We start from the raw sequence: 24,620 nt of genomic DNA on the forward strand, positions 1-24,620 counted from the left end.
AGGTGAACGGCCGCCGCGCGGCGGCTCAGTACCCGGCGCGCAGCGGGTAGTGGTCGCTGAGGTTGGTGTACGTGTAGGTCTTGCCCCAACTGCTCACCGTCCAGGGGGCCGTGGACTCCTTGACGACCTCGTTGCCCCAGCCGGCCGGGCGGGCGTGGCCCTGGGCGTGCAGCACGTAGTCGAGGTCCTCGCGCGGATCGTTCGGGTAGCGGTCGCGGGCGATGGAGTTCTCCTGCGTGTCGAAGGAGTACGGGTGCCCGGTGCGCGTGTCCGCCCCGACGAGCCCCGCGTCGTTCAGCATGGAGGCGTACTCGGCGCTGCGCGAGTCGACGTTGAAGTCGCCGGCGACCATGACCTGTTCGCCCGCCGGGATGTTCTTCGCGGCGAGGAAGGACTTGATCGCCTTGAACTGGAGGCTGCGGTCCTTCGCCGCCTCGCCCGCCGCGCACCCGGAGTCCGTGGACTGGGTGTGCGTGCCGACGACGTGCACCTTGGTCCCGTTCACGTCCAGCACGGCGTAGACGAAGCCCTTGTTGGACCAGTAGTCGGAGCCGCAGGCGTCCTTGTAGACGTACTGCTCCTTGCGCAGGATCGGCCACTTGCTCAGCAGCGTCACCCCGCCGTCCTCCGGGGTCGCCGCCGCGTACGACCCGCCGGTCGCGTCCCACCCCGACTTGCCGCGCCCCACGACGGGCGTCTGGTACGGGTACTGCGCCGCGGCCTTCGACTTCAGCGCGTCCGACGCGGAGTTGTCGAACGCCTCCTGGAGCACGACCACGTCGTTGCCCTGGAAGAAGGGCGCGTCCACGAGGGCGTTCGCCCGGTACTGCTGGCCCCAGTTGGGGTAGAGGCTCGTGCTCATCAAGAACGTGTTGTACGTGAGCACCTTGAGCTTCGGCGTGCCTGCCTCCGTGGCGGCAGCGTGCGTGGCGGCCTGCGTCTGCGGCGCGGCGGCGACCGTCAGGGCGGCGGCGGTCACCAGGGCGAGCCCGGCGCCCCGGGCGCGGCGGACGGCGGTGGTGCGGCGAGCGGCAAAGGACATGCGAACTCCCGATCCTCGTGTGGGACTTGCTGCCGGCTGAACCCGGGCCCGCCCATCAAAGCACCCCCGATTACTTCCCGGTAACCACTTGGCGACCACTGATCGACGACTGACCTGCGCGCGTCCGCAGCTGTGCCGCACGCCCCCGCGCGGACCGCCCGCGCGGGGCAGGTCAGGTGCGGGCCCGGCGCTCAGTTGATGATCTCGCCCGCCCCTTCCCGGCGCATCGCCGCGAGCCGGTCCCGCCACTGCTGGAGCGCCTCGGGCGTCAGCCGCGTCCAGTCGTCGACCTCCGCGACGATCCGCAGCGGCGCCGTGCTGCGGTAGGAGCGCGTCGGATTGCCGGGGAACTTCTTGTCGGTGACGTTCGGATCGTTCTCGTACGGGCCCGTCGGCTCGACGCGGTACACGCGCGGGGTGCCGTCCCCGGCCGCCAGCTCGGCGGCGAGTCCCGCGCCGTCGCGCAGGGCCGTGAAGTAGATGTGGTTCATCACGATCTCGGGCCGGTAGTTCGACCGGAAACCCGCCGTGAGCTGGTCGCCGACGCGCAGCTCGGCCTTGGTGCCGTGGAAGAAGGGACCCTCGTCGAGCGGTGTGCTCGTCTCGTCTGCCATCGCCCCAGGGTAGGGCAGGGGTCCGCCCGCACCGGGCCCGAAGGAACCCCTGGTCAACGCCATATGTGGCCGTCACATACAGATCAGGGGAAGAGTGTGAGTGCGTACCCCATGACAGAGAGCGACCGACCCGCACCCGACCGGCCTGAGACCGGGCGGCCGGGGCCCTTTCGGAGAAGGGGGCGGCACAAGATATCTTGATGTCGAGCAATATTGAGAAGGCTGAGAACACTGCCGACGACATGGAAGACGTGGAGCGGAGCACCCGGTGACTGACGCGACCATCATTTACACGCACACTGACGAGGCCCCGGCCCTCGCGACGTATTCCTTCCTGCCCGTCATCGAGGCCTACGCGTCCACCGCCGGTGTCCGCGTCGAGACCCGTGACATCTCCCTGGCCGGCCGCATCATCGCCTCCTTCCCGGAGTACCTGAAGGAGGACCAGCGCATCGCCGACGCGCTGGCCGAGCTGGGCGACCTGGCGAAGACGCCCCAGGCGAACATCATCAAGCTGCCGAACATCTCGGCGTCCATCCCGCAGCTCAAGGCCGCCGTCGCCGAGCTCCAGGAGCAGGGCTACGCGCTGCCCGCGTACCCCGACGAGCCGAAGACGGACGAGGAGCGCGAGATCCGCGCCCGCTACGACAAGGTCAAGGGTTCCGCAGTGAACCCCGTCCTGCGTGAGGGCAACTCCGACCGCCGCGCCCCCGCCTCGGTCAAGAACTACGCCAAGGCCCACCCGCACCGCATGGGCGCCTGGACCCCCGAGTCCAAGACCAACGTCGCCACCATGGGTGAGAACGACTTCCGCTCGACGGAGAAGTCCACCACCATCGCCGCCGACGGCACCCTGCGCATCGAGCTGGTCGCCGACAACGGCACCACCACCGTGCTGCGCGAGTCCGTCCCCGTCCTCGCCGGCGAGGTCGTCGACGCCTCCGTCATGCGCGTCGCCGCCCTGCGCGAGTTCCTCACCGCCCAGGTCGCCCGCGCCAAGGAAGAGGGCGTCCTCTTCTCCGCGCACCTCAAGGCCACCATGATGAAGGTCTCCGACCCGATCATCTTCGGCCACGTCGTACGCGCCTTCTTCCCCGAGACGTTCGCCCGCTACGGCGCCGACCTCGCCGCCGCGGGCCTGAGCCCCAACGACGGCCTCGGCGGCATCTACAAGGGCCTGGAGTCCCTGGGCAACGGCGCCGAGATCAAGGCGTCCTTCGAGGCCGAGCTGGCCGCCGGCCCCGAGCTCGCCATGGTCGACTCCGACCGCGGCATCACCAACCTGCACGTCCCCTCCGACGTCATCATCGACGCCTCCATGCCGGCGATGATCCGCACCTCGGGCCACATGTGGGACAAGAACGGCGCCGAGGCCGACACTCTCGCCGTCATCCCCGACTCCTCCTACGCGGGCGTTTACCAGGCCGTCATCGACGACTGCCGCGCCCACGGCGCCTACGACCCCTCGACGATGGGCTCCGTCCCCAACGTCGGCCTCATGGCGCAGAAGGCCGAGGAGTACGGCTCCCACGACAAGACCTTCGAGATCCCGGCCACCGGCACCGTCCGCCTGGTCGACGGCAACGGCGACGTCGTCCTGGAGCAGACCGTCTCCGAGGGCGACATCTTCCGCGCCTGCCAGACCAAGGACGCCCCGATCAAGGACTGGGTCAAGCTCGCCGTCACGCGCGCCCGCGCCACCGGCGACCCGGCCGTGTTCTGGCTGGACGAGGGCCGCGCCCACGACGCCCAGCTCATCAAGAAGGTCGAGCAGTACCTGCCGGAGTTCGACACCGAGGGCCTGGACATCCGCGTCCTGTCCCCGGAGGACGCCACCAAGCTGTCCGTCGAGCGCATCCGCCAGGGCCTCGACACGATCTCCGTCACGGGCAACGTGCTGCGCGACTACCTGACCGACCTCTTCCCCATCCTGGAGCTGGGCACCAGCGCCAAGATGCTGTCGGTCGTCCCGCTGATGAACGGCGGCGGCCTCTTCGAGACCGGCGCCGGCGGCTCCGCCCCCAAGCACGTCCAGCAGCTCGTCAAGGAGAACTACCTGCGCTGGGACTCCCTCGGTGAGTTCCTCGCGCTGGCCGTCTCCCTGGAGCACCTGTCGACGACCACGGGCAACGCCCGCGCCAAGGTCCTCGGCGAGACCCTGGACCGCGCCACCGGCACCTTCCTCAACGAGGACAAGTCGCCGACCCGTCGCCTCGGCGGCATCGACAACCGCGGCAGCCACTTCTACGTCGCCCTGTACTGGGCCCAGGAGCTGGCCAAGCAGACCGACGACGCCGAGCTGGCCAAGGCGTTCGCCCCGCTCGCCGAGACGCTCGCCGCCAACGAGCAGAAGATCGTCGACGAGCTGATCGCCGTCCAGGGCAAGCCCGCCGACATCGGCGGCTACTACCAGCCCGACCCGGCCAAGGCCGAGAAGGTCATGCGCCCGTCGCAGACCCTGAACGAGGCCCTCGCCTCGCTCGCCTGATCCCTCCCGGATCACCCCCCACCGCCCCGGCGGGCCACGTGCCCGCCGGGGCGGTCCCGTACGGACCCGCGTACGCCTTACGTGTCCGCGCCCCGACCTGGGTAGGCTGCATCGATGAGCACTCTGGATGACGCACGCCCGGGCATGGACCCGGCGATCCGCCCGCAGGACGACCTCTTCGGCCATGTCAACGGCCGGTGGCTGGCGACCGAGCCGATCCCCGACGACCGCTCCAGCTGGGGCCCGTTCGTACAGCTCGTGGACGTGGCCGAGCAGCAGGTCAAGGACATCATTCAGGAGATCGCGGCCGGCGGCCCCACCAGCCTGGACCCGGACGAGGCCCGCAAGATCGCCGATCTGTACGCGTCGTTCATGGACGAGGACGCCGTCGAGGCCCGCGGCCTCGACGCCATCCGCCCGCTGCTCGACGAGGTCAGCCGCCTCGGCGACCTGCGCGAGCTGGCCGCGTTCCTCGGTCGCTTCGAGCGCACCGGCGGCTCCGGCCTGTTCGGCTCGTACATCGACACCGACGACCGCGACTCCGACCGCTACCTCTACAACATCCTCCAGGGCGGCATCGGCCTGCCCGACGAGTCGTACTACCGCGACGAGAAGTTCACCGAGACCCGCCAGAAGTACGAGGCGTACCTCACCGAGCTGTTCACGCTCGGCGAGCACCCCGCGCCGGCCGACGCCGCCCGCACCGTCCTCGCCCTGGAGACGCGGCTCGCCGAGGGCCACTGGGAGCGCGCCGAGACGCGCGACGTGCAGAAGACGTACAACCTCACCACCTTCGACGAACTCGCCGCGCTCGCACCGGCCTTCGACTGGCGCGGCTACGTCGAGGGGCTCGGCGGCGACGACGCCACGCTCGCCCAGTCGTGCGTGCGCCAGCCGTCCTACCTCGCGCACCTGTCGACGGTCCTGGAGGAGACGCCGGTCGAGCAGTGGCGCGACTGGCTGTTCGCCCGCGTCCTCGGCGCCAGCGCCCCCTACCTGCCGACCGCGTTCGTCCGCAACAACTTCGAGTTCTACGGCCGCACCCTCAACGGCACCCCCGAGCTGCGCGCCCGCTGGAAGCGCGCCGTGCAGTTCGTCGAGGGCGCCATCGGCGAGGCCGTCGGCAAGGAGTACGTCGCCCGGCACTTCCCGCCGGCGTCCAAGGCGCTCATGGACGACCTCGTCGCCAACCTGCTCGCCGCCTACCGGCAGTCCATCGCCGCGCTCGACTGGATGACGGACGAGACGAAGGAGCGCGCGTACGAGAAGCTCGCCACGTTCCGGCCCAAGATCGGCTACCCGGACCGGTTCCGCGACTACTCCGCGCTCACCGTCGTCCCCGACGACCTGCTCGCCAACGCCCACGCGGCCAACGCCTTCGAGCACGACCGCCAGATGGCGAAGATCGGCGCCCCGGTCGACCGCGACGAATGGTTCATGCTCCCGCAGACCGTCAACGCGTACTACAACCCGGGCACGAACGAGATCTGCTTCCCGGCCGGCATCCTCCAGAAGCCGTTCTTCTCGCCCGACGCGGACCCGGCCGAGAACTACGGCGGCATCGGCGCCGTCATCGGCCACGAGATCGGTCACGGCTTCGACGACCAGGGCGCCCAGTACGACGGCAAGGGCAACCTCAACGACTGGTGGACCGCCGACGACAAGGCCGCCTTCGAGGCCAAGTCGAAGGCGCTCGTCAAGCAGTACGACGGCTTCTCGCCGCGCAACCTGCCCGGCGAGTACGTCAACGGCTCGCTGACCGTCGGCGAGAACATCGGCGACCTCGGCGGCCTGACCATCGGCCACACCGCGTACCTGATCTCGCTGGAGGGCGAGCCCGTCCCCACCGACGGCGAACTCACCGGCTCGCAGCGGCTGTTCATGAACTGGTCCTTCTGCTGGCGCACCAAGCGGCGCAAGGAGCAGGAGCAGCAGTACCTGACGATCGACCCGCACTCGCCGCCGGAGTTCCGCGCCAACATCGTGCGCAACCTCGACGAGTTCCACGAGGCGTTCGGCACGCGGCCCGGTGACGGGCTCTGGCTCGACCCCGCGGAGCGCGTACGGATCTGGTGACCCAGCGACCCGCTGAACTCGGCGCGGGGCCGGGAGGATTCCCCCCGGCCCCGCGCCGTACGTCTGTCGTCCCGGGAGCCGTCAGACGACGTGGCTGCGGAGGAAGTCCACGGTGCTCGCCCACGCCTCGCGCGACGCCCGCGCGTCGTAGACCTCGGGGCGGCCGTCGTTGAAGAAGGCGTGGTCCGCCGGGTAGACGCGGAAGTCGGGCACGATCCCCGACTGCCGCTCGATCGTCTCGCGCAGCCCCTTCAGCGTCGCCGGCGGCACCGACTCGTCACGCTCCCCGTAGTGCCCGAGCACCTGCGCCCGCAGCCCCGAGAAGTCCGGCACCTCGCCCTGGATGACGCCGTAGAACGGCACGGCCGCGCTCACCCGGGGCTCCTCCGCCGCCAGGTACAGCACGAAGCCGCCGCCCATGCAGAAGCCGACCGCGCCGACCGTCTCCGAGGTCACCTCGGGCCGCGCCAGCAGATGGTCCACGGCGCCCCCGAGCAGCCGTACGCCCTGCTCGACGGGCAGGTCCCGCATCATGCGGAACGCCTCGCCGGAGTCGTGCGCCACGTTACCGCCGTACAGATCCGGCGCGAGCGCCACGAAGCCCTCGGCGGCGAGCCGGTCGGTGACGTCCGCGATGTGATCGGTCAGCCCCCACCACTCCTGGATGACGAGGACACCGGGCCCGCGCCCGGCGGGCGGCAGCGCGAGGTAGCCGTGGGCGGGCGTGCCGCCGCTGTCGAACGTCACGTTCTGCCGGGCGGGGCGGCCGGTGGACCGGGGTGCGTGCGGGGTGTCCGCCACGAGATGCCTCCTGTGCTCGGTGCTCGACCTCCACGATGCCACTTCCGTGTACCGGGCAACGGCCGGGGGCCGCCGTCCGGTACGTGCCGACAGCGGCCCCCGGTGCTCCCATGCGGGCGGTGCCGTGGACAGGCGGATCAGACGGTGACGCCGCGCGCCTTCTGCAAGGCCGTCAGCGCGCTGGAGATCGCCGCCTGCAACTCCTCCAGGCGGCGCACCATGTCGTCCTCCACGATGTCGTCGATCTCCTCGACGTCGTCGAACGTCAGCTCCTCGAACGCCTTCGTCGCCTTCTGCAGCGAGCTGTAGAACTTCGCGCGCCGCTCCTGCACCCGCAGCTCGGGGTCCTTCTCGACGGTCTCGGCGACGAGCGTGCGCACGGTGTCGTACGCCTCGCGGGCCCACTCGCCCGCCTCCTCGTCCTCGTCCAGCTCGTCGATGAGCGACAGGTGCCGCTCGGCCTCCTCGCGCAGGCCGCGGGGCGCCTCGATCTTCTGCCCGGCGGGCGTCTTGAACTGCCCCTCCTCGGCGATCTTGCGTACGTACTCCAGGTGGCCGCCGGTCTTGGCCTCCTCCGCGACGGCCTTCTTCAGGTCGTCGGTGCGCGCGATGTCGCGGGCCAGGCCCGAGCGCAGCGCCGGGTCCTCGCCGAGCCGGTCCATCAGCGCCTTGCGGGCGGCTTCCGCCGTGCCCGGGTCGGCGAGGATCGCGGCCCGCAGCGCCGTCGGGTTCTCCGCGACCTCCAGCGCCTTCGTCGGGCGGATGCCCTCCGCCTCCGCGGCCTCGGTGATGGCCTGGCCGCGTACGGACGTGGCGCTGGAGCGCGACACGTAGTACGACAGCCAGACGTCCGCGTCCGGCAGGTCGATCTCCGTGCCCGGCTCCAGGGCCTCGAACTGCGGCACGACGCCGTCGTCCGCGGCCCGGTCCCACGCCTTGTAGAACCGCATCACGCGCTCCGCCGAGCAGTCCGCCAGCTCGGCGAACCGGCGTGCGGACACCTTCGGCGTCTCCGACGCGCCCTGGCCGCCGGGGCGGACGCTGCGGGCCACCTTCAGGGCGAAGGCCCAGCCGCCCGTGCGGGCGTAGACGCCGAAGTCGTGGGCGTCCCGCGCGATCGACTCCGGGACCTCGCGGGACGCGTCCGCCTCCTCGTGCGCGGCGGGCTCCGCGGCTGCCTCCGGCGCGGGGTGCGGCACGGTGGCGGCGCTGTCGCCGGGCTGCCAGAAGTTCTCCGTGTCGGTGGTCGCGGGTGTGACCGTGGGGTCGGGCGAGTCGATGGCTACGGTCACGTGGGTACTCCTGGGTGATCGGGAGCGTGCGGTTTGACGCGATACCTTATCGCGAACGATTCGGACGAACGGGTCGGAAGCGTGCCCGGCGTGTGAACGTGCCCCTGGGGCGGGAGCCCCTTTGGGTGGTCGTGATCCGCGCCTCTCGCCGTGGCTGATCGCGCAGTTCCCCGCGCCCCTGAAGCATGCACTGCGTGCAGCTTCCCCAGGGGGAGGTGGCGACGAAGTCGCCCCTCCAGGGGCGCGGGGAACTGCGCGAGCAACCACGACGCACCCGCAGGGAACAACGGTCCCGATAGGGGCGCGGGGGAACTGCGCAAAAGGGCAGCGCCGGGGGAGTCGAAAGCCGGCCCGAGCTGAAGCGTCAGACCGCCCCAGCGGAGCGCAACCCGCTGATCTCCCCCGGCGTATAACCCAGCCCCCCGAGAACGGCCTCCGTATCCGCCCCCACCCCCGGCACCGCCCCCATCCGAGCCTCGACCCCGGAAAGGCCGACCGGCGGCACCAGCGCCCGCACCGGCCCACCCGGCGTCCCCACTTCCCGCCACCGGTCCCGCCCCGCGAGCACGGGGTGTTCAAGGAACTCCGCGACCGTGTTCAACCGTGCGTTGGCCACCTGGGCCCGGTCCAGCAGGGCCACCGCCTCCTCCGCGTCCACCTCGGCGAACCGCGCCCCGACCACCGCGTCCAGCTCCCCGCGGTGAGCGACCCGCGCGGAGTTGCGGTGGAACCGCGGATCCTGGGCGAGTGCCGCGTCGTCGAGGAACCCGGCGCAGAACGAGGCCCACTCCCGCTCGTTCTGGACGGCGAGCAGCACCGTCCGCCCGTCCCGCGCCCGGTAGGGCCCGTACGGCGCGATCGTGGCGTGCGCGGCGCCGACCCGGGGCGGCTGGACACCCGAGTACGCGGTGTAGAGGGCGGGGTAGCCCATCCACTCCGCCAACGCCTCGAACAGGGAGACCTCCACCGCCCGTACCGTGCCCGTCGCGGCCCTCTCGTAGAGCGCGGTGAGGATGCCGGAGTAGGCGTACATCCCGGCGGCGATGTCGGCGACCGCGATGCCGACCTTCACGGGTTCGTCGGGCGTGCCGGTGACGGAGGCGACGCCCGTCTCGCACTGCACGAGCAGGTCGTACGCCTTGCGGTCCGCCCAGGGCCCGTCGGACCCGTACCCGGAGATGTCGCAGACGACGAGGGTCGGGTGACGCTGCGTCAATTCGGCTGCGGAGAGCCCGAGTCGGGCGGCTGCGCCGGGCGCGAGGTTCTGCACGAACACGTCCGCGTCCGCCAACAGCCGCTCCAGTACCTCCCGTCCGCCCGGCGACTTCACGTCCAGCGTGACCGATTCCTTGGAGCGGTTCAGCCACACGAAGTGACTGGACTGGCCGTGCACGGACTCGTCGTAGCGGCGCGCGAAGTCCCCCGCGCCGGGCCGCTCCACCTTGATCACGCGGGCGCCGAGGTCGGCGAGTTGCCGCGTGGCGAACGGCGCGGCCACCGCCTGCTCCAGACTGACGACGGTGACACCCTCAAGGGGCAGGCGGGCGGCGCTCATCGGGGTTCCTCCGGGCTCGTACGGGCTACCCGCGCACGCTATGCGACGCGCCCGCGGGCGACGGAGCCAGGCCCGGACCCGCGAGGGTGTCAGCCGGCGGCGCGGGCCCTCGCGCGGGCCCGTTCGATCTCCTCGTACGCCTTGTCGCGGCCCTCCCAGTGGGAGCCCTCGACGGACTTGCCGGGCTCCAGGTCCTTGTAGACCTCGAAGAAGTGGGTGATCTCCAGCCGGTCGAACTCGGGGATGTCCTCGATGTCCCGGATGCGGGCGTGCCTCGGATCATGGGCGGGGACGCAGAGGATCTTCTCGTCCGGGCCCTTCTCGTCGCTCATCACGAACATGCCGATGGCCCGGCACTCGATGGCACAGCCGGGGAACGTCGCGTCGGCGGTGAGTACGAGCGCGTCGAGCGGGTCGCCGTCGCCGCCGAGGGTGCCGTCCACGTAGCCGTAGTCGGCGGGGTACTGGGTCGAGGTGAACAGCATCCGGTCGAGCCGGATGCGGCCGAGTCCATGGTCCATCTCGTACTTGTTCCGGGATCCCTGCGGGATCTCCACGACGACATCGAACGCCTCGCCCAAGGTGGCCTCCTCGCCTTGATCCGACGTCCCGAGTGTGCGCCGTACGGAGCGAGGGCGGAACCCCTCAGGCGGTGGCGATGGGGAACTCCAGCTCGGGCCGGTCCCACGCGACCGCAGGCGGCCGGGCGGGCGCGGTGCCGATCCGGAGGGCGCCGACGCTCAGATAGAAGCCCTCGGCCGGGGGATGGGAGATCACGCGGACCGCGTCCAGGCCCGCCGCTGCCGCCTCGGCGCGCATATGGCCGATGAGCAGTCGCCCGATGCCGAGGCCCTGTGCCTCGTCCCCGACGAACATCAGGTCGAGTTCCGCCGCGTCCAGCAGCAGCGCGTAGAAGCCGAGGACGTGGTCGTCGCCGGGCCGTACGGCCGCGAAGACCCGGTGCGCGTCGATGTAGTCGCGGCCCACCCGGTATCCCGCGACCATCGCCGCGTAGTGCCCCTCGTAGGCCCGCGAGCCGCGCACGAGCCGGGTCAGCCGCCTGGCGTCGGCGCCCGTGGCCCGCCGCACGACCGGCGCCCCGGCCGCCCGCCCCACCCCCGTAATGATCGCTGTCATGGTACGAGTATTACTCACGCGGGGGGCGGGTGCGGCGCCGGGGCCGGGGGAGGGGCGGGTCAACCGGTGGGGAGCGTGGAGCGGATCTGGCGGAGGAATGCCGCGTTGTCCGGGGTCTGCCGCAGCCGTTCGAGCAGGGTCTCGTACGCGCCGTGCCCTTCCCGCCCGTGCAGGGCCCGGCGCAGTCCGCGCGCGGCGCCCGCCTCGGCCGGCGCCAGGAGCAGTTCCTCGCGCCGCGTGCCGGAGGGGGCGAGGTCCACGGCGGGGAAGACGCGCCGGTCGGCGAGGGCGCGGTCCAGGCGCAGCTCCATGTTGCCGGTGCCCTTCAGCTCCTCGAAGTAGTAGTCGTCGGCGCGGGAGCCGGTCTCGACGAGCGCGGTCGCCAGGATGGTGAGCGAGCCCGCCTCCTCGGTGTTGCGGGCCGCGCCGAACAGCCGCTTCGGGCCGTGCAGCGCCGCCGCGTCGACGCCGCCGGACAGCGTGCGGCCGCCGGAGGACGCCGCGTTGTTGTGGGCGCGGCACAGCCGGGTCAGCGAGTCGAGCAGGATCACCACGTCCCGGCCCTGTTCGACGAGGCGCTTGGCCCGCTCGACAGCGAGGTCGGCGAGCGCGATGTGCGTCTTCGCGGGCTGGTCGAACGTGGAGGCGTACACCTCGCCCCGCACCGAACGCACCATGTCGGTGACTTCTTCGGGCCGTTCGTCGAGGAGGACGACCATGAGGTGCGCCTCGGGGTGGTTGGTGGCGACGGCGGCGGCGAGTTGCTGGAGCAGCACGGTCTTGCCGGTCTTCGGGGGCGCCACGATCAGGCCGCGCTGGCCCTTGCCGACGGGCGCGAACAGGTCGACGATCCGTCCGGCGGGGCCGCTCGCCGGGCTCTCCAGGCGCAGCCTGCGCGTCGGATGCAGCGGCGTCAGGTCGGCGAACCGGGGCCGGGTGCGGGCCTGCGAGGCGGACTGCCCGTTGACGGTCTCGACGCCGGTCAGGGTGTGCGCCTTGCCGAGTTCGCCGGTCACCGCGTCACCCTTGCGCAGGCCGTGCCGGCGGACGAGGGCGGCGGGCACGAGGACGTCCCGCGAGGTGGGCAGCAGATCGGCGGCGCGCAGGTGCCCCTGCCCGTTCGCGCCGATGTCGAGGACGCCGAAGGCGTGCGTGGGGGCCGCGAACTCCCGCGGCCGGGAAAGCTGTTCGAGTGTGGTGGTGGTCATGTCGGATCAGGGTCCTTTCGCGGACGTCGTACGTGCGCGGGAAGTCGGGGGGAGGGGACCGGCGACGGGCGCGGGCGGCGCAGCGGCACGCCTCGCGCGGCGGGTACGTCAGAAGGACCCGCGGCCGGGGAGAACGGCCTCGAAGGCAGGGCGGGAGAGAACCCGACGGAACCTGCCGGCCGGAAGAAAGAAAACAAGTGAAGCGAGAGAAAGAGAGAAGGTCACGGCACCGGCGCCACAAAGGGGGCGTACACGCGTGCCAAGCGCACTGTACCCCCGGATACCCCGAATCTGTCAAGGGTTCCCCGAGGGGGAATCGCGCCGAGAGCGCTCGCCGGGGCCGCATGTCGGCGGCGGCTTCCTGCTCCCGTGCCCTGGCCCCACCTATGCTGAGCGGCCATGTTCACACCCCAGGGGCCGACCCTCCGCGAACTGGCCGTGCAGGCGCTGTCCTCCGTCGAGCGCGGCTACGACCTGCTCGCGCCGAAGTTCGACCGCACCCCCTTCCGCACCCCGGACGCGGTCCTCGACCCCGTCGCCCGCGCCCTGCGCGACCTCGGCCCGTACGGCAGCGGGCTCGACCTGTGCTGCGGGACCGGCGCCGGGCTCGGGGTGCTGCGCGAGGCGGGCGCGGAGCGTGCCGTCGGCGTGGACTTCAGCGCCGGGATGCTGGAGGTGGCGCGGCGGGCCGAACCCGGGGCGCTGTGCGTGCGCGGGGACGCCCTCGCGCTGCCGTTCGGGCCGGTGTTCGACCTCGTCGTCAGCTTCGGCGCGTTCGGCCACTTCGTACCGGCGCAGTACCCGGCGCTGTTCGCCCAGGTGCGTCAAGTGCTGCGGCCCGGCGGGCGGTTCGCGTTCCCGATGGGGGCTCCCGCGCGCCCCGCTTCGGCCGCGTACTGGGCGATGCTCGGCTTCGACGCGGTGATGCGGGTGCGCAACGCGGTGTGGCGGCCGCCGTTCGTCATGTACTACCGGCCGTTCCGATTCGGGGACGTGCGCCGGGAGTTGGGGCGCGCCGGGTTCGCCGTGGAGACCCGGGCGCTGCCCGAACTGGGCGAGCGGGAGGACGGCAGCCCGCGCTGCCGCCTCGTCGTCGCCACCCGCCCCCGCACCTGACCGTCGGGCCCGACTGCCCTGTCCCGTAAGCCGGGTGAAGGGGCGTCACCCCGCGACGTGAGCCCGGGGCGTCAGGTCCTGAGACTCACTTCCTGACCACCGGGCGGCCCGGCTTCGACGCCTGCGCGATCCGGCGCGGCGTCGGCGTCGTGTCCTGCGGGAACGTGAGCTGGCGGCCCATCCACTCCATCGCCGGGGAGATCTCCCGCAGCCACGTCGTGAAGTGGTGGCTGCCGCGCGGCAGGATGATCCGCGCCGACGTCATCGGCGGCCGCACCGCCTTCAGGAACCGCATCGTCGCCGGATAGTCCTTCTCGCCCTGCCGGCTGCTCGCCACCAGGACCGAGACCTGCGGCACCGGCAGATGCCGCAGCCGCCACACCAGGTCATGGCTCTCCTGCCGCAGCCGCGCCCCGGGCCCGCTGCCGAACAGGCTGCCCGTCGTCAGGTCGTCGCCGATCGCGTAGTCACCGGAGAGCGACGCCGCCGACGTGTACACGCGCGGGTTGCGCAGGGCGAGCTGGAGCGCGCAGGTGCCTCCCGAGGAGTAGCCGAGCGCACCCCAGGCGCTCGGGTCGTGGCCCACCCGGTACGCCGACTTCAGGGCGTCGGGCAGGTCCTTGGAGAAGAACGTCTCGGCCTTCGGGCCGCCCGGCACGTCCACGCACTCGGTGTCGCGCGGCGGCGCGATCGTCGGCCGCACCATCACGACGATCGTCGGCTGCATCCGCCCCGAGCGCTGGAGCTTGTCGGCGGTCTGCGGCACCTGCAGGAACTGGGCGAGGTTCATGATCCCGCCCGGGTAGCCGCTGATCGCCACGATCACCGGGAACCGCTGCCGGTGGTACTGCCGCTGGAAGTACTGCGGCGGCAGATACACGAACGCCGGATTGATGGCCCGGGTGCGGCGGCCGATGATCCGTACCGACTCCACACGGCCCACCCGTGCGGGTGAACCGACGGGAAGACCTTTCACTCGTTCGAGTCCCTGTGGTCCGGCGGGTTGCACCAGCGCGCCGTGCGCCGCGTACGCCCCCGTCGCCCCCGTGTCCGCGATCTGCGCGGGCGCCGTCGACACATGGCCGAGCAGCTCGTCCCACGATCCGTAGAACTCGAAGTCGGAGTTCACCGCGACCGCGCACGCCGTCAGGATCGTCACCTGCGTCATGGCGATGGCGCCCAGCCTGCCGATCACCGCGACCGGCCCTTTCCTGGCCAGACGCGGCCACCACCACACCGTCAACCCCACACACACCAGTGCCACCAGCGCCGTCGCGCACTCCAGCGACCGACTCGTCAGCCCCATCTCTCAGCTCCCTCTCCGGCCCGTGTGCGCCCTGTGCTTTCCGCCCTCAGGGCAGCTTCCTGGGACGAAGAGGCCAGGAAGACGTGACGGGTTGGCCGCGTCGCCCGTTCTTACCGTCTTCCTCACCAGCTCTTACTCCGATGCGTGACGATACGCCTACGCTCACGGCGTGAAGTTTCCTCCCGCCGCAGTCGCCGGTCACACGTGTCTGTTCATCGGACTCGTCGACATCGCGTCGGCCGTCCACCCGCAGGTCCGCACCGGCCGCATCGCACGGCTCGCGCCGTACGTGCCCGGGCTCGCCGACGACGTGGCGCGCGCCGCCGCGCTCGCCGCCGGCCTGCTGCTCGTGCTCCTCGCGCGCGGCCTGCGCCGCCGCAAGCGCCGGGCCTGGGAGGCGGCCGTCGCGCTGCTCGGCGTCAGCGCCCTCGTGCAGGGGCTGCGCCACCACGCGTTCATCGCCGCCGCCGTCTCCGCGCTGCTGTGCGTCGCGCTCGTCCTGCTGCGCGGCGAGTTCCGTGCCGAGGGCGACCCGCGCGGACGCACCCGCGCCCTCGGCAACTTCCTCGGGCTCGGCGCGGTCAGCTTCGGCATCGGCCTGCTCATCGTCGGCGTCCACGCCGACCAGGAGGCAGGGCACGGCATCTCCTTCACCGACCGCGCGTGGCAGGTCGCGTACGGGCTCGTCGGCATGCAGGGCCCGCTCACCTACGAGAGCGACCGCACCGGCGACGCCGTGCATCTGCTGCTGCTCGCGCTCGGCCTGGTCACCGCGGCGACCACGGTCTACTTCGCGCTGCGCCCGGTGCGCCTCGCGCCCGACGGCGGCCGTGACCGGCTGCGCGCCCTCATCGACCGCGAGGGGCGGCGCGACTCGCTCGGCTACTTCGCGCTGCGCGAGGACAAGGCCGTCCTGTTCTCGCCCACCGGCAAGGCCGCCATCGGCTACCGCGTCGTCAGCGGCGTCGCCCTCGCCGGCGGCGACCCCATCGGCGACCCCGAGGCGTGGCCCGGCGCCATCAAGGAGTTCCTCGACCTGTGCGCCCGCCACGCCTGGACGCCCGCCGTCATGGGATGCAGCGAACTCGGCGGCCAGGTGTGGACCCGCGAGGGCGGCCTCAAAGCCATCGAACTCGGCGACGAGGCCATCGTCGACACCGCCGGCTTCAGCCTCTCCGGCCGCGCCATGCGCAACGTACGGCAGATGGTCCACCGCATCGAACGCGGCGGCTACACCTGTCGGGTGCGGCGGGTACGCGACCTCGCCGACGACGAGAAGCGGCAGCTCAGGGAGGCGGCGGCGGCCTGGCGCGGCAGCGCCACCGAGCGCGGGTTCTCCATGGCGCTCGGCCGGTTCGGCGACCCCGGCGACGGCGACTGCGTCGTGGTCACCGCCCACCAGAAGGAGGACGACGGCAGCGAGCACGTCCGCGCGCTGCTGCACTTCGTGCCCTGGGGCGAGGACGGCCTCTCCCTCGACCTGATGCGCCGCGACCGCGCCGCCGAACCCGGCCTGAACGAACTCCTCATCGTCGCCGCCCTGCGCGCAGCGCCCGGCCTCGGCGTCGCCCGCGTCTCCCTGAACTTCGCCGTGTTCCGCGCCGCCCTCGCGCGCGGGGAGCGGCTGGGCGCGGGGCCGGTGCTGCGGGTGTGGCGGGCGTTGCTGGTGTTCGCCTCGCGCTGGTTCCAGATCGAGTCGCTGTACCGCTTCAACGCCAAGTTCCGGCCCGAGTGGCAGCCCCGCTTCGTCGTCTACCCGACCGCCCGCGACCTGCCCCGGATCGGCTGGGCGTGCCTGCAGGCGGAGGCGTTCGTCGTGCTGCCGCGGCCTGCGGAACGACTGCGGCAGTGGGTCAGGGGCCGCTCGGCGCCGCAGCGCCGCGAGACGGCCGTCAGCACGTCCTGACGCGGCCCGGGCCCGCCCGGCGGGAGGCGCACGGATCGCGCGCCGGGCGACCCCGGCCTAGCGTGGTGCCGTACGACCCGTACCCCCGCCGGGCACCCGCGTGCGGACCCGGCCACCCCCACGGAAGGGTGTCGCGTCATGCCGGCACAACCCGAAGGCGCGCCCGTCTGGGCCGACGCCATGTTCCCGGACCTGGAGGCCGCCAAAGCCTTCTACACCGAACTCCTCGGCTGGTCCTACGACCCGGCCGCCGCCGAGTTCGGCAACTACACGCAGGCCAGGTCCGCCGGCGGCCGGCACGTCGCCGCGCTCTCCCCGCAGATGCCCGGCATGGAGGGCATGGCCGCCACCTGGAACCTCTACCTCGCCACCCCCGACATCACGGCCGCCGCCGCCCGCGTCAAGGACGCCGGGGGCACCGTCGAGACGGAGCCGATGCGGGTCGCCGACTTCGGCACGATGGCGACCGTGCAGGACCCGAGCGGCGTCCACTTCAGCCTCTGGCAGCCCGCCTCGCACGAGGGGTTCGAGACGGTCGGCGAGCCCGGCGCGTACGGCTGGGCCGAGGTCTACACGCGGGACGCGAAGAAGACCGACCCGTTCTTCACCGCGCTGTTCCCCTACGAGGTCAAGAAGATGCCCGACGAGCACGTCGACTTCGACGTGTGGCGGCTCGGCGGGCAGCCGGTCCTCGGCCGCATGCAGATGACCGACGACTTTCCCCCGCACGTCCCCTCGTACGTGAACGTCTACTTCTGCGTCGAGGACTGCGACGACGCCGTCGCCACTGTCCAGCGGCTCGGCGGCAAGCTGCACTTCGGGCCGATGGACAGTCCCTTCGGCCGGTTCGCCGCGGTCGCCGACCCGCAGGGCGCCGCGTTCACCGTCATCGACGTCTCCACGACGAGCGGCGAGATGCCGAACCTCGACTGACGTCCGCCGGCCCGCTCAACCCCGCGCCGCCGGGAGCGCGAACCCCAGCTCCCGCGCGGCGCGTTCGGGCGTCGGCTGCGCCCAGCGGTCCCGCTCCTCGGGCGTGCGCACCGACGCCAGCGAACGGGTCTCGGCGCGGTCCAGGTACAGCGTGCCGTCCAGATGGTCCGTCTCGTGCTGCGCGATCCGCGCCGGCCAGCCGCCGACCTCCTCGTCCACCGCACGCCCTCGCTCGTCGAGGCCGCGCAGCCGCACGCGCGCGTAGCGGGCCACGACGGCCTGGTACCCGGGGACGCTCAGGCAGCCCTCGTAGAACGCGGCCGTGCGCCCGCCGATCCCCTCGTACGAGGGATTGACGAGGACGCGGAACGGCTGAGGGACGCGGGACCGCGCCGCCGCCACCTCCTCCGGGATCTGCGCCGCGTCCTCGATCACCGCGAGCCGCAGCCCCACGCCGACCTGGGGTGCGGCCAGGCCCACACCCGGCGCCGCGTGCATCGTCATGCGCAGCGCCGCCACGAACCGGGCGAGCAGATCATCGTCGAGCTGCCCGTCGTAGGGCTCGGCGGGACGGCGCAGTACCGGGTCGCCGGCCGTGACGATCGGCAGCGGCAGGCCGGAGGCGAGCAGGGACTCGACGTGATCACTCAGGGGCGCGGGCATCGCGCCAGCATGCCAAGGCCCGCGCCGCCCGGGCAACGCCGGACACTGCGCGCGCGTTGCGGGTACGTGACAGCCGTTGCGACCTCGTGAACAGTACGGGCCCGGGGAATGCGGAGCCGGTCCGACGCGGTTCGATCAGCTGGCCGCCCCTGTCACGTCCGGGCGGCCGCGACGATCCGAAGGGGCCCGCATGACCCAGACGTACCCGACCTCCTCGCCGTCCCCGACGCGCCCGGCATCCGCGTACGAGGCATCCACGTACGAGACGGCGGCGGGGCCCGCGCGTCCGGCGGCGCACGTCCTCGACCACCCGGCGCTCGCCGCGCTGACCGGCCCGCACGCGCGGTTCGCCGAGCGGCGCGGCCGGGTGCTGCGCTACCCCGTGGACGTCACGCCGTGGCTGGCGCTGCCCGACGACCCGGAGCCGCGCGACTGGGCGGACCTCGCCGGGTTCGTACGGCCGGGCGAGACGGTGCCGCTGCTCGGCACGACCCGCGAGCCGCCCGAGGGCTGGGAGGTCGTCGCCGACATCCCCGGGGTGCAGCTCGTCGACGCCGGTGTGGACGCGGCGCACGACCCCGAGGCCGTCGTGCTGACCGCCGCCGACGTGCCCGAGATGCTGGATCTGGTCGCCCGCACCCGGCCCGGCCCGTTCCTGCCGCGCACGATCGAGCTGGGCACCTACCTCGGCATTCGGCGAGAGGGCGCCCTCGTGGCGATGGCGGGGGAGCGGCTGCACCCGCCGGGCTGGACCGAGATCAGCGCCGTGTGCACCGACCCGGCGTACCGGGGCCAGGGGCTGGCCGCCCGTCTCGTACGGGCCGTCGCCGCCGGCGTACGGGAGCGCGGCGAGACCCCGTTCCTGCACACGGGCGCGGGCAACGCCGGTGCCATCCGGCTGTACGAGTCACTGGGGTTCGCGCTGCGCCGCACGACCCGCTTCGGGGAGGTCCGCACGCCGCGCGCGTAGGGCCGCGGCCCTTGTCAGGCGCCGGGGTCCTCGGTGCGGGCGGCTGCCTCGTTGTAGCGGACGAGGTAGCCGGCGAACCGGTCGAGGTCCTCGGCCGACCAGTCCGCGAGCCGCTCGCCGAACATGCGGCGGCGGCTCACCGTGACCTGCGCGAGGATCTCCGTGCCCGCCGGTGTGGGGTGCAGGACCTGGACGCGGTGGTCGTCCGGGTCGACCCGGCGCATCACGAGACCCGCGCGCTCCAGTGCGGCGACCTGCCGGCTGACCGTGGACTTGTCGAGGGCGTAGTGCGCCGCCAGATCGGTCGCGCGGCAGCCGCCCTGGTCCTCCAGGTGGCTGAGCAGCGTGAACGAGACGAGGGACAGCTCGGGGTGCATCCGGGCGGCCGTCGCGCGGGCCCGCCGGGCGAAGGAGGTCAGCTCCCGCTGGATGGTCTCGACGGCGGACGCCCGGTCGTCGCCGGGGACGGACGGTTCGGCGGTCATGGGACTCCCCCTCTCCTCGGGTCGGCGCTGGTTGCACTGTACAACCGGGTGGGCGGCGGGCGCGCTCGGGGGAGGGGAGGGGGTGGCTGGACCGGGTGCCGGCGCCCGCCCCCCCCGGCCGTCACGGCGGGCGCCGGAGGGGTGGGCGCACTAGCCTCCGGAGCATGAGCCAGATGTCCGATGTGCCCCAGCAGTTCACCGTCGTCATCAAGCCGCGCCTGACCGACGCCGAAGGCCACACCGATCACGGCAGCCCCCTGCGCACCGCGCGGGTCACGGCGACCGGCGCCGAGGGGGCCTCTGGCTACCCGCGCTTCGAGGGCGAGGGCGTACAGGCCGACATCGACCCGCGCACCCGCACGGTCGAGGCCGTCACCGTCGACGGGCAGGAACTCGCGTACGGGATGGTCGCCGAGGTCGCCGACGCGGGCGACGTGACGTAGGCGGGCCGATCCGGGTCCTCGTAAGGGGCGCGTGACCGGACCGGACCGGACCCGACCGCCCGCGCCAGGCAGGAACCGGAATCCGGCTTCAGCGCCGGGCGGCGGGTCGTCAGCCGTCGGCTCGGGTCGTGTCGGCTGCGCGGTCGCGGGCTTGATGGTGTTTCTCGAGCGCGCGGGCCGCTGCCCAGAGCAGGGCGGTGAGGGGGAGGGCGGCCCAGGTGAGGTAGAGGCCGGTGCGGCGGGTGTGGTTGTGGTCACCGCTGAGCGTGGCTGCGGCGGCACAGAGCATGGCGAGAGCGAGGTGGCAGCACAGCAGGCGTCCGGCGTGGCGGGCGAGGGTGGTGGCGGCACGGGTGTTCACGGGGACTCCTGGCTGGGGTGCCGCCGCGGCGGCGGCAGAGGGGTGGGGCTGGGCAGGAGTGGGGGGAGCGTGCGGGTGCTGCGCGTGGGGTCTGATCCCTGTGCCCGTGGGCAGGACGGCGACACCTGCCGATTGCGGCCTTTCGCCCGACCGCCCCAATGCGGGAGGAAACGCCCGCCGAAAGGTATAGACCTAGGCGAAAGCAGCAGTGCGGCGCATCACGAGGTGGCGCAAAAGCGCCTGCCATCTGAGTCGAGGGGCGTCAGGTCCGGCTCAGGCGGTCGTTTTCCGTCAGCCTTTTGCTGTCCGCCTGACGGCCCGGCGGCAACAAAAGGCGGTTCGCTGGCACGAATTGCACCCTTCCTGCAAGCTCGGCAGCTTTTCGGGTGCGAGGGGAGGGGCTGATTCCGGGCCGTGTGGCATATGCGTTCACGGGAACGGCGCCGGAACTTGTGTGGCTTCTGTGCCAGGTTGTGTGCTCCTCGTGACCGCTGGGGTCGCCGAGGCTCGTGTGTGGGGGAAGCCTTGATACAACGCACCACAGGTGCGCGCCTTTCGCGTGCCCGCAACCGATCCAGACTCGTCGCACTCTCGGTTCTCGCGTCGTGTGCGATGACCGTGGCCCTGCTGCCGGCGGCCGGCGCGGCAGCCGCGGACGACCCTGCGTCAGCCTGGGGCAAAGATGCCTCGGCCTTCTCCATGCCGCAGGTGAAGGTCGGCACCAACGAGCCGGCTGCCTCGGAGACTGAGCGCACCCCGTCCAACGAGGTTGCCCAGTGGCGTGCCGCGCAGAAGAAGCGAGCGCAGGGCGGCGACGCGCAGGCGGCGCGTTCGGCGGCGGCCGCGACGACGACGTACGTGCCCGAGGGGCAGGGCAGGGTGCCCTGGCACCGGTTCAGCGATTTCGCGATCACCGACGCACTATCGGGTCACATCGACTATTCGACCGGCAACCTGATGCTGACGGCGACGGACTTCCAGATCGCGGGCGTCGGGCAGAACCTCACCCTGGCGCGCACCTACAACTCCCTCGATGCGCCTTGGGGGAAAGTCTCCCAGCGCTGGTGGCAGCAGTACGAGCGCTATCTGCAGGTCCTCGATGGCGAGGTCGTCCTCTATGACGCCTCCGGCGACAGCGTCCGGTTCGCCAAGAACAGCGACGGCACGTTCAAGACGCCCGCGGGATACTCGAAGGAGCTGACGAAAAACGCGGACGGCACCTACACGGTCACCGACTGGAAGTCCGGGTCGAAGGACACCTATGACACCAACGGCTGTCTGACCAAGGTCACCGACCGCAACAAGGGCACCATCACCGTCACCCAGCACGATGAGGGCGGCGAGCAAAGGGGCTTCAAGCTCACCGAGACCCGCTCCGGCCGCTGGATCGACCTGCTCAAGACGGATGCCTCGCAGTGGCAGGCCAAGGACAACTCCGGCCGCACCGCCGTCTTCGACCTCGACCCGTCAGGCAATCTGGCCCGTACCACCGACGCCGAAGGCAAAACCACGACGTTCGGCTACGACTCCTCCCGCCGCCTCACCAAGATCACCACAGCGGAAGGCCGCGTCACGGTCTTCACTTACGACGCCGCCAACCGTGTCACCTCGATGCTGCGCGTCACGGACTTCAACGGCTCCGGCCACACCGGCCCGACCTGGACCTACACCTACACCGCGTCTAGCCCCACCACCGCCGGGACCACGAAGGCCACCGACCCCGAACAGCACGCCACTTCGTACAAGCACGATGACGACGGGCAGGTCACCGAAGTCACCGACGCGCTGGGGCGCGCCCGCTCCACAAAGTTCGACGCGAACCACAACATCGACACGTCCACCGACGCCATGGGCACCGGTACCACTGCGGGCAACGTCACCGACTACGGATTCACCACCCGCAACAACCTGGCCACGATCAAGTCGCCCACGGGCGGGCAGTCGGTGACGAACTGGCAGACCATCGCCGGCGGCGACGTCCCCAAGGACTCCACCAACGCCGACGGCGAAAAGACCTCGTTCACCTATGACACGGCCGGCAACACCAAGTCGGTCGCGCAGACCGGCACCGGCGGCGGCAACGTCTCCTACACCCACAACCCGGCCTCGCCCACCTGCGGCGGCTTCGAAGGCCAGCGCTGCAGCGAGAAGACGACGATGTCGTCGACGAAAACCGTCACCACCTCCTTCGCCTACGACGCGCAGGGCAATCTCAAGACGGTCACTCCTCCGGCTCCCGTGGACAAAACCACCTACACCTACGACAGCCTGGGCCGCACCGAGACCCTGACCGACGGCCGAGGCATCAAGAAGGTCTTCGCCTACGACAACCTCGACCGCATCAAAACGGTCTCCACGACGAACGACACCGTGCGCTACTACTACGACGGCGACGGCAACCTGCGCCAGCGCGACGACTCCACCGGCACCGTCAAGTACCAATTCGACCCGCTGCAGCGCGAGACCGTGCGCACCCTGCAGGACGGCTCCCAGACCCTCCTCGCGTACACCCCGGCGGGCAACGTCGACTACTACCAGGACCCGGGAGGGAAGACCGACTACACCTGGAGTGAGGTCAACACCCTCACCAGCCTGAAGGACCCCCAGGGCAGCACAACGACGTACGAGTACAACCGCAACGACAAGCGGACCGTCACCAAGTACCCCGGCGGCACCACCCAGACCGTCGGCCTCGACAACTCGATGCGCCCCAAGGCCATCAAGACCAACAGCCCCAAGGGCACCCTGGTCGACCTCGCCTACACCTACGGCTATGGCACCAACGCCGGCACCGACGGCAACAAGATCCGCACCAGGACCGACAACGCCGCGGGCACGAAGACGACCTACACCTACGACGGCGCCGGCCGCTTCTCCTACGCCGCGGAGAACAAGGGCTCCACGCTGAACGAGGCCTGGCAGTACTGCTACGACCTCGCCGGCAACCTCACCAGCCAGGGCGTCACCGAAGGCTGCCCCCGCGGCACCACCTACACGATCAACGACGCCCAGCAGATCACCGCGAAAAACGACTCCAGCACCAACTGGTCCTACGACCAGGTCGGAAACGAGACCGCCGGCGCCTCCACCCCCGAGGGCACCCGCACCGGCGAGAAGTGGTCAGATCACAGCCAGCTCACCTCACTGACCGTGGGCGGCACGACCTACACCGGCCAGTACGCCTCCACCGACCAGAGCGAACGCATCCGCCTCGGCGACACGTACTTCCACAACGGACCCCTCGGCCTGTCCGCCACCTCAACAGCCGGTGTGGACACGGGAATTATCCGCGAACCCGGGGGCACGTTGAACTCCATGACCCGCAGCGGAAAGGCGTACTACTACCTCACCGACGCCATCGGCTCCGTCATCGGCGTCACCGACGAGTCCGGGACGAAGGTCAACACGTACGCCTACAGCCCGCGTGGTGTCACCCGCAGCACCAGCACCGAGACCATCGCCCAGCCCTACGGCTTCGCCGGCGGCTACCAGGACACCACGGGCCTGATCCACTACCAGGCCCGCTACTACGACCCCAACATCGGCCGCTTCACCCAGCCCGACCCCTCCGGCCAGGAACAGAACCCCTACCTCTACGCGGCAGGCGACCCCGTCAATCTGGTTGATCCAGAGGGGACAGACGCCTGCTCGAACAAGGTTGTGTCGGCTCTCGCCGGGCTAGCGCTGTGCGGTTCGAAGGAGACGAGAAAGAAGATTCGGTATGGAGCCGGTGCTGTGGCTTCTGGCGCTGGTTTCTGCGCTTTGGGAAGTGGACCTGGAGCCGCTGCTTGCGCTCCCGTAGCCGCTGCAGCAGGTTTCGTCAGCTACGTCACCACACTTCGCGATTGACCTACTACGTGGCACCGGGCAGCCGGCGCCACGCATCCTACTGAGGCGTGAGGAGCCCCCTTGTCTCGAACAGCTCACATTGTCACGGCGCTGGTGATGCTGACGCTTTGCCTGTTCTGTCTGATAGGGCCTGGGGGTAAAGGGGCTGTCATTTACACCGTCGGAGCGATAGCGGGGTTAGTGGCGGTAATTTCAGCGGTCCGGGCGGCCCACATCGGAAGGCGATGAGTCGGTCCGGGCTTACCCTGTCGCCGATGTCTGCGTGACACATCGCCTTCCACAGCGTCATCGCGTGCACCCGAAATCGCAGGCCACCGGACGTGACTTGGTATTGCACCGCCCTACGGACGGACTATCACAAGGTAGTCCGTCCGT

20 protein-coding genes are annotated in these 24,620 nt (G+C 71.4%); 8 read left to right on the forward strand and 12 right to left on the reverse strand.

Annotated features, from left to right (window positions below; translation table 11 throughout):
• Positions 1–25: 25 nt before the first annotated feature.
• Both sph and arr read right to left on the reverse strand, forming a co-directional pair.
• A complete protein-coding gene (gene sph / locus ACZ7LY_RS24080) occupies positions 26–1,042 on the reverse strand; it encodes a sphingomyelin phosphodiesterase (RefSeq protein ID WP_471626750.1) in 1,017 nt (338 codons plus the stop codon).
• Between the two features lie 191 nt (positions 1,043–1,233).
• Positions 1,234–1,656 carry an NAD(+)--rifampin ADP-ribosyltransferase gene (arr, locus tag ACZ7LY_RS24085; RefSeq protein ID WP_471626751.1) on the reverse strand — a complete coding sequence of 141 codons (423 nt, stop codon included), beginning with the start codon at positions 1,654–1,656 and terminating at the stop codon, positions 1,234–1,236.
• 268 nt (positions 1,657–1,924) lie between these two features.
• Here arr and ACZ7LY_RS24090 point away from each other — a divergent pair, with 268 nt between their 5' ends.
• Positions 1,925–4,144: an NADP-dependent isocitrate dehydrogenase gene (locus ACZ7LY_RS24090; protein WP_471626752.1), complete on the forward strand. Its 2,220-nt coding sequence runs from the start codon at positions 1,925–1,927 to the stop codon at positions 4,142–4,144.
• 114 nt (positions 4,145–4,258) lie between these two features.
• The gene (locus tag ACZ7LY_RS24095; protein ID WP_471626753.1) at positions 4,259–6,220 is read left to right on the forward strand and encodes a M13 family metallopeptidase; all 1,962 of its coding nucleotides are present in this window, start codon (positions 4,259–4,261) and stop codon (positions 6,218–6,220) included.
• Positions 6,221–6,301: 81 nt separating this feature from the next.
• Here the strand turns inward: ACZ7LY_RS24095 and ACZ7LY_RS24100 are convergent, their stop codons facing one another.
• From ACZ7LY_RS24100 to rho, 6 genes are all read right to left on the reverse strand, one after another.
• The gene (locus ACZ7LY_RS24100; protein WP_471626754.1) at positions 6,302–7,021 is read right to left on the reverse strand and encodes a dienelactone hydrolase family protein; all 720 of its coding nucleotides are present in this window, start codon (positions 7,019–7,021) and stop codon (positions 6,302–6,304) included.
• Between the two features lie 137 nt (positions 7,022–7,158).
• Complete coding sequence (locus ACZ7LY_RS24105) at positions 7,159–8,313, reverse strand: hypothetical protein (RefSeq protein ID WP_471626755.1); 1,155 nt, start codon at positions 8,311–8,313, stop codon at positions 7,159–7,161.
• 364 nt (positions 8,314–8,677) lie between these two features.
• Positions 8,678–9,868, reverse strand: a complete 1,191-nt coding sequence (locus tag ACZ7LY_RS24110) for a CaiB/BaiF CoA transferase family protein (RefSeq protein ID WP_471626756.1) — start codon at positions 9,866–9,868, stop codon at positions 8,678–8,680.
• A gap of 89 nt (positions 9,869–9,957) precedes the next feature.
• On the reverse strand, positions 9,958–10,449 hold the full coding sequence (locus ACZ7LY_RS24115; protein ID WP_471626757.1) for an inorganic diphosphatase: 492 nt from the start codon (positions 10,447–10,449) through the stop codon (positions 9,958–9,960).
• Between the two features lie 64 nt (positions 10,450–10,513).
• A complete protein-coding gene (locus tag ACZ7LY_RS24120; protein WP_471626758.1) occupies positions 10,514–11,005 on the reverse strand; it encodes a GNAT family N-acetyltransferase in 492 nt (163 codons plus the stop codon).
• A 59-nt stretch (positions 11,006–11,064) separates the two neighbouring features.
• The gene (gene rho, locus ACZ7LY_RS24125; RefSeq protein WP_471626759.1) at positions 11,065–12,213 is read right to left on the reverse strand and encodes a transcription termination factor Rho; all 1,149 of its coding nucleotides are present in this window, start codon (positions 12,211–12,213) and stop codon (positions 11,065–11,067) included.
• A gap of 399 nt (positions 12,214–12,612) precedes the next feature.
• Between rho and ACZ7LY_RS24130 the strand changes: the two genes are divergently transcribed.
• Positions 12,613–13,329 carry a class I SAM-dependent methyltransferase gene (locus ACZ7LY_RS24130; protein WP_471626760.1) on the forward strand — a complete coding sequence of 239 codons (717 nt, stop codon included), beginning with the start codon at positions 12,613–12,615 and terminating at the stop codon, positions 13,327–13,329.
• Positions 13,330–13,414: 85 nt separating this feature from the next.
• Here ACZ7LY_RS24130 and ACZ7LY_RS24135 read toward each other — a convergent pair whose 3' ends face one another.
• Positions 13,415–14,635 (reverse strand): alpha/beta hydrolase, encoded by a 1,221-nt coding sequence (locus tag ACZ7LY_RS24135; RefSeq protein WP_471626761.1) that lies wholly within the window; start codon positions 14,633–14,635, stop codon positions 13,415–13,417.
• A gap of 169 nt (positions 14,636–14,804) precedes the next feature.
• Here ACZ7LY_RS24135 and ACZ7LY_RS24140 point away from each other — a divergent pair, with 169 nt between their 5' ends.
• On the forward strand, positions 14,805–16,541 hold the full coding sequence (locus tag ACZ7LY_RS24140) for a phosphatidylglycerol lysyltransferase domain-containing protein (RefSeq protein ID WP_471626762.1): 1,737 nt from the start codon (positions 14,805–14,807) through the stop codon (positions 16,539–16,541).
• A gap of 138 nt (positions 16,542–16,679) precedes the next feature.
• On the forward strand, positions 16,680–17,474 hold the full coding sequence (locus tag ACZ7LY_RS24145; protein WP_471626763.1) for a VOC family protein: 795 nt from the start codon (positions 16,680–16,682) through the stop codon (positions 17,472–17,474).
• A gap of 15 nt (positions 17,475–17,489) precedes the next feature.
• Here the strand turns inward: ACZ7LY_RS24145 and ACZ7LY_RS24150 are convergent, their stop codons facing one another.
• Positions 17,490–18,137 carry a peptide deformylase gene (locus ACZ7LY_RS24150; protein ID WP_471626764.1) on the reverse strand — a complete coding sequence of 216 codons (648 nt, stop codon included), beginning with the start codon at positions 18,135–18,137 and terminating at the stop codon, positions 17,490–17,492.
• Positions 18,138–18,327: 190 nt separating this feature from the next.
• Between ACZ7LY_RS24150 and ACZ7LY_RS24155 the strand changes: the two genes are divergently transcribed.
• Complete coding sequence (locus ACZ7LY_RS24155) at positions 18,328–19,107, forward strand: GNAT family N-acetyltransferase (protein ID WP_471626765.1); 780 nt, start codon at positions 18,328–18,330, stop codon at positions 19,105–19,107.
• Positions 19,108–19,121: 14 nt separating this feature from the next.
• Here the strand turns inward: ACZ7LY_RS24155 and ACZ7LY_RS24160 are convergent, their stop codons facing one another.
• Positions 19,122–19,592, reverse strand: coding sequence for a MarR family winged helix-turn-helix transcriptional regulator (locus ACZ7LY_RS24160; protein ID WP_471626766.1), 471 nt, complete (start codon positions 19,590–19,592; stop codon positions 19,122–19,124).
• 173 nt (positions 19,593–19,765) lie between these two features.
• Here ACZ7LY_RS24160 and ACZ7LY_RS24165 point away from each other — a divergent pair, with 173 nt between their 5' ends.
• A complete protein-coding gene (locus ACZ7LY_RS24165; protein ID WP_471626792.1) occupies positions 19,766–20,035 on the forward strand; it encodes a hypothetical protein in 270 nt (89 codons plus the stop codon).
• A 109-nt stretch (positions 20,036–20,144) separates the two neighbouring features.
• Here ACZ7LY_RS24165 and ACZ7LY_RS24170 read toward each other — a convergent pair whose 3' ends face one another.
• Positions 20,145–20,396 (reverse strand): hypothetical protein, encoded by a 252-nt coding sequence (locus ACZ7LY_RS24170; protein ID WP_471626767.1) that lies wholly within the window; start codon positions 20,394–20,396, stop codon positions 20,145–20,147.
• A gap of 699 nt (positions 20,397–21,095) precedes the next feature.
• Between ACZ7LY_RS24170 and ACZ7LY_RS24175 the strand changes: the two genes are divergently transcribed.
• Positions 21,096–24,245 (forward strand): RHS repeat-associated core domain-containing protein, encoded by a 3,150-nt coding sequence (locus ACZ7LY_RS24175; RefSeq protein WP_471626768.1) that lies wholly within the window; start codon positions 21,096–21,098, stop codon positions 24,243–24,245.
• The last annotated feature ends 375 nt before the right edge of the window (positions 24,246–24,620 follow it).

The sequence above is a fragment of the Streptomyces sp. NPDC107550 genome (genome assembly GCF_055639095.1).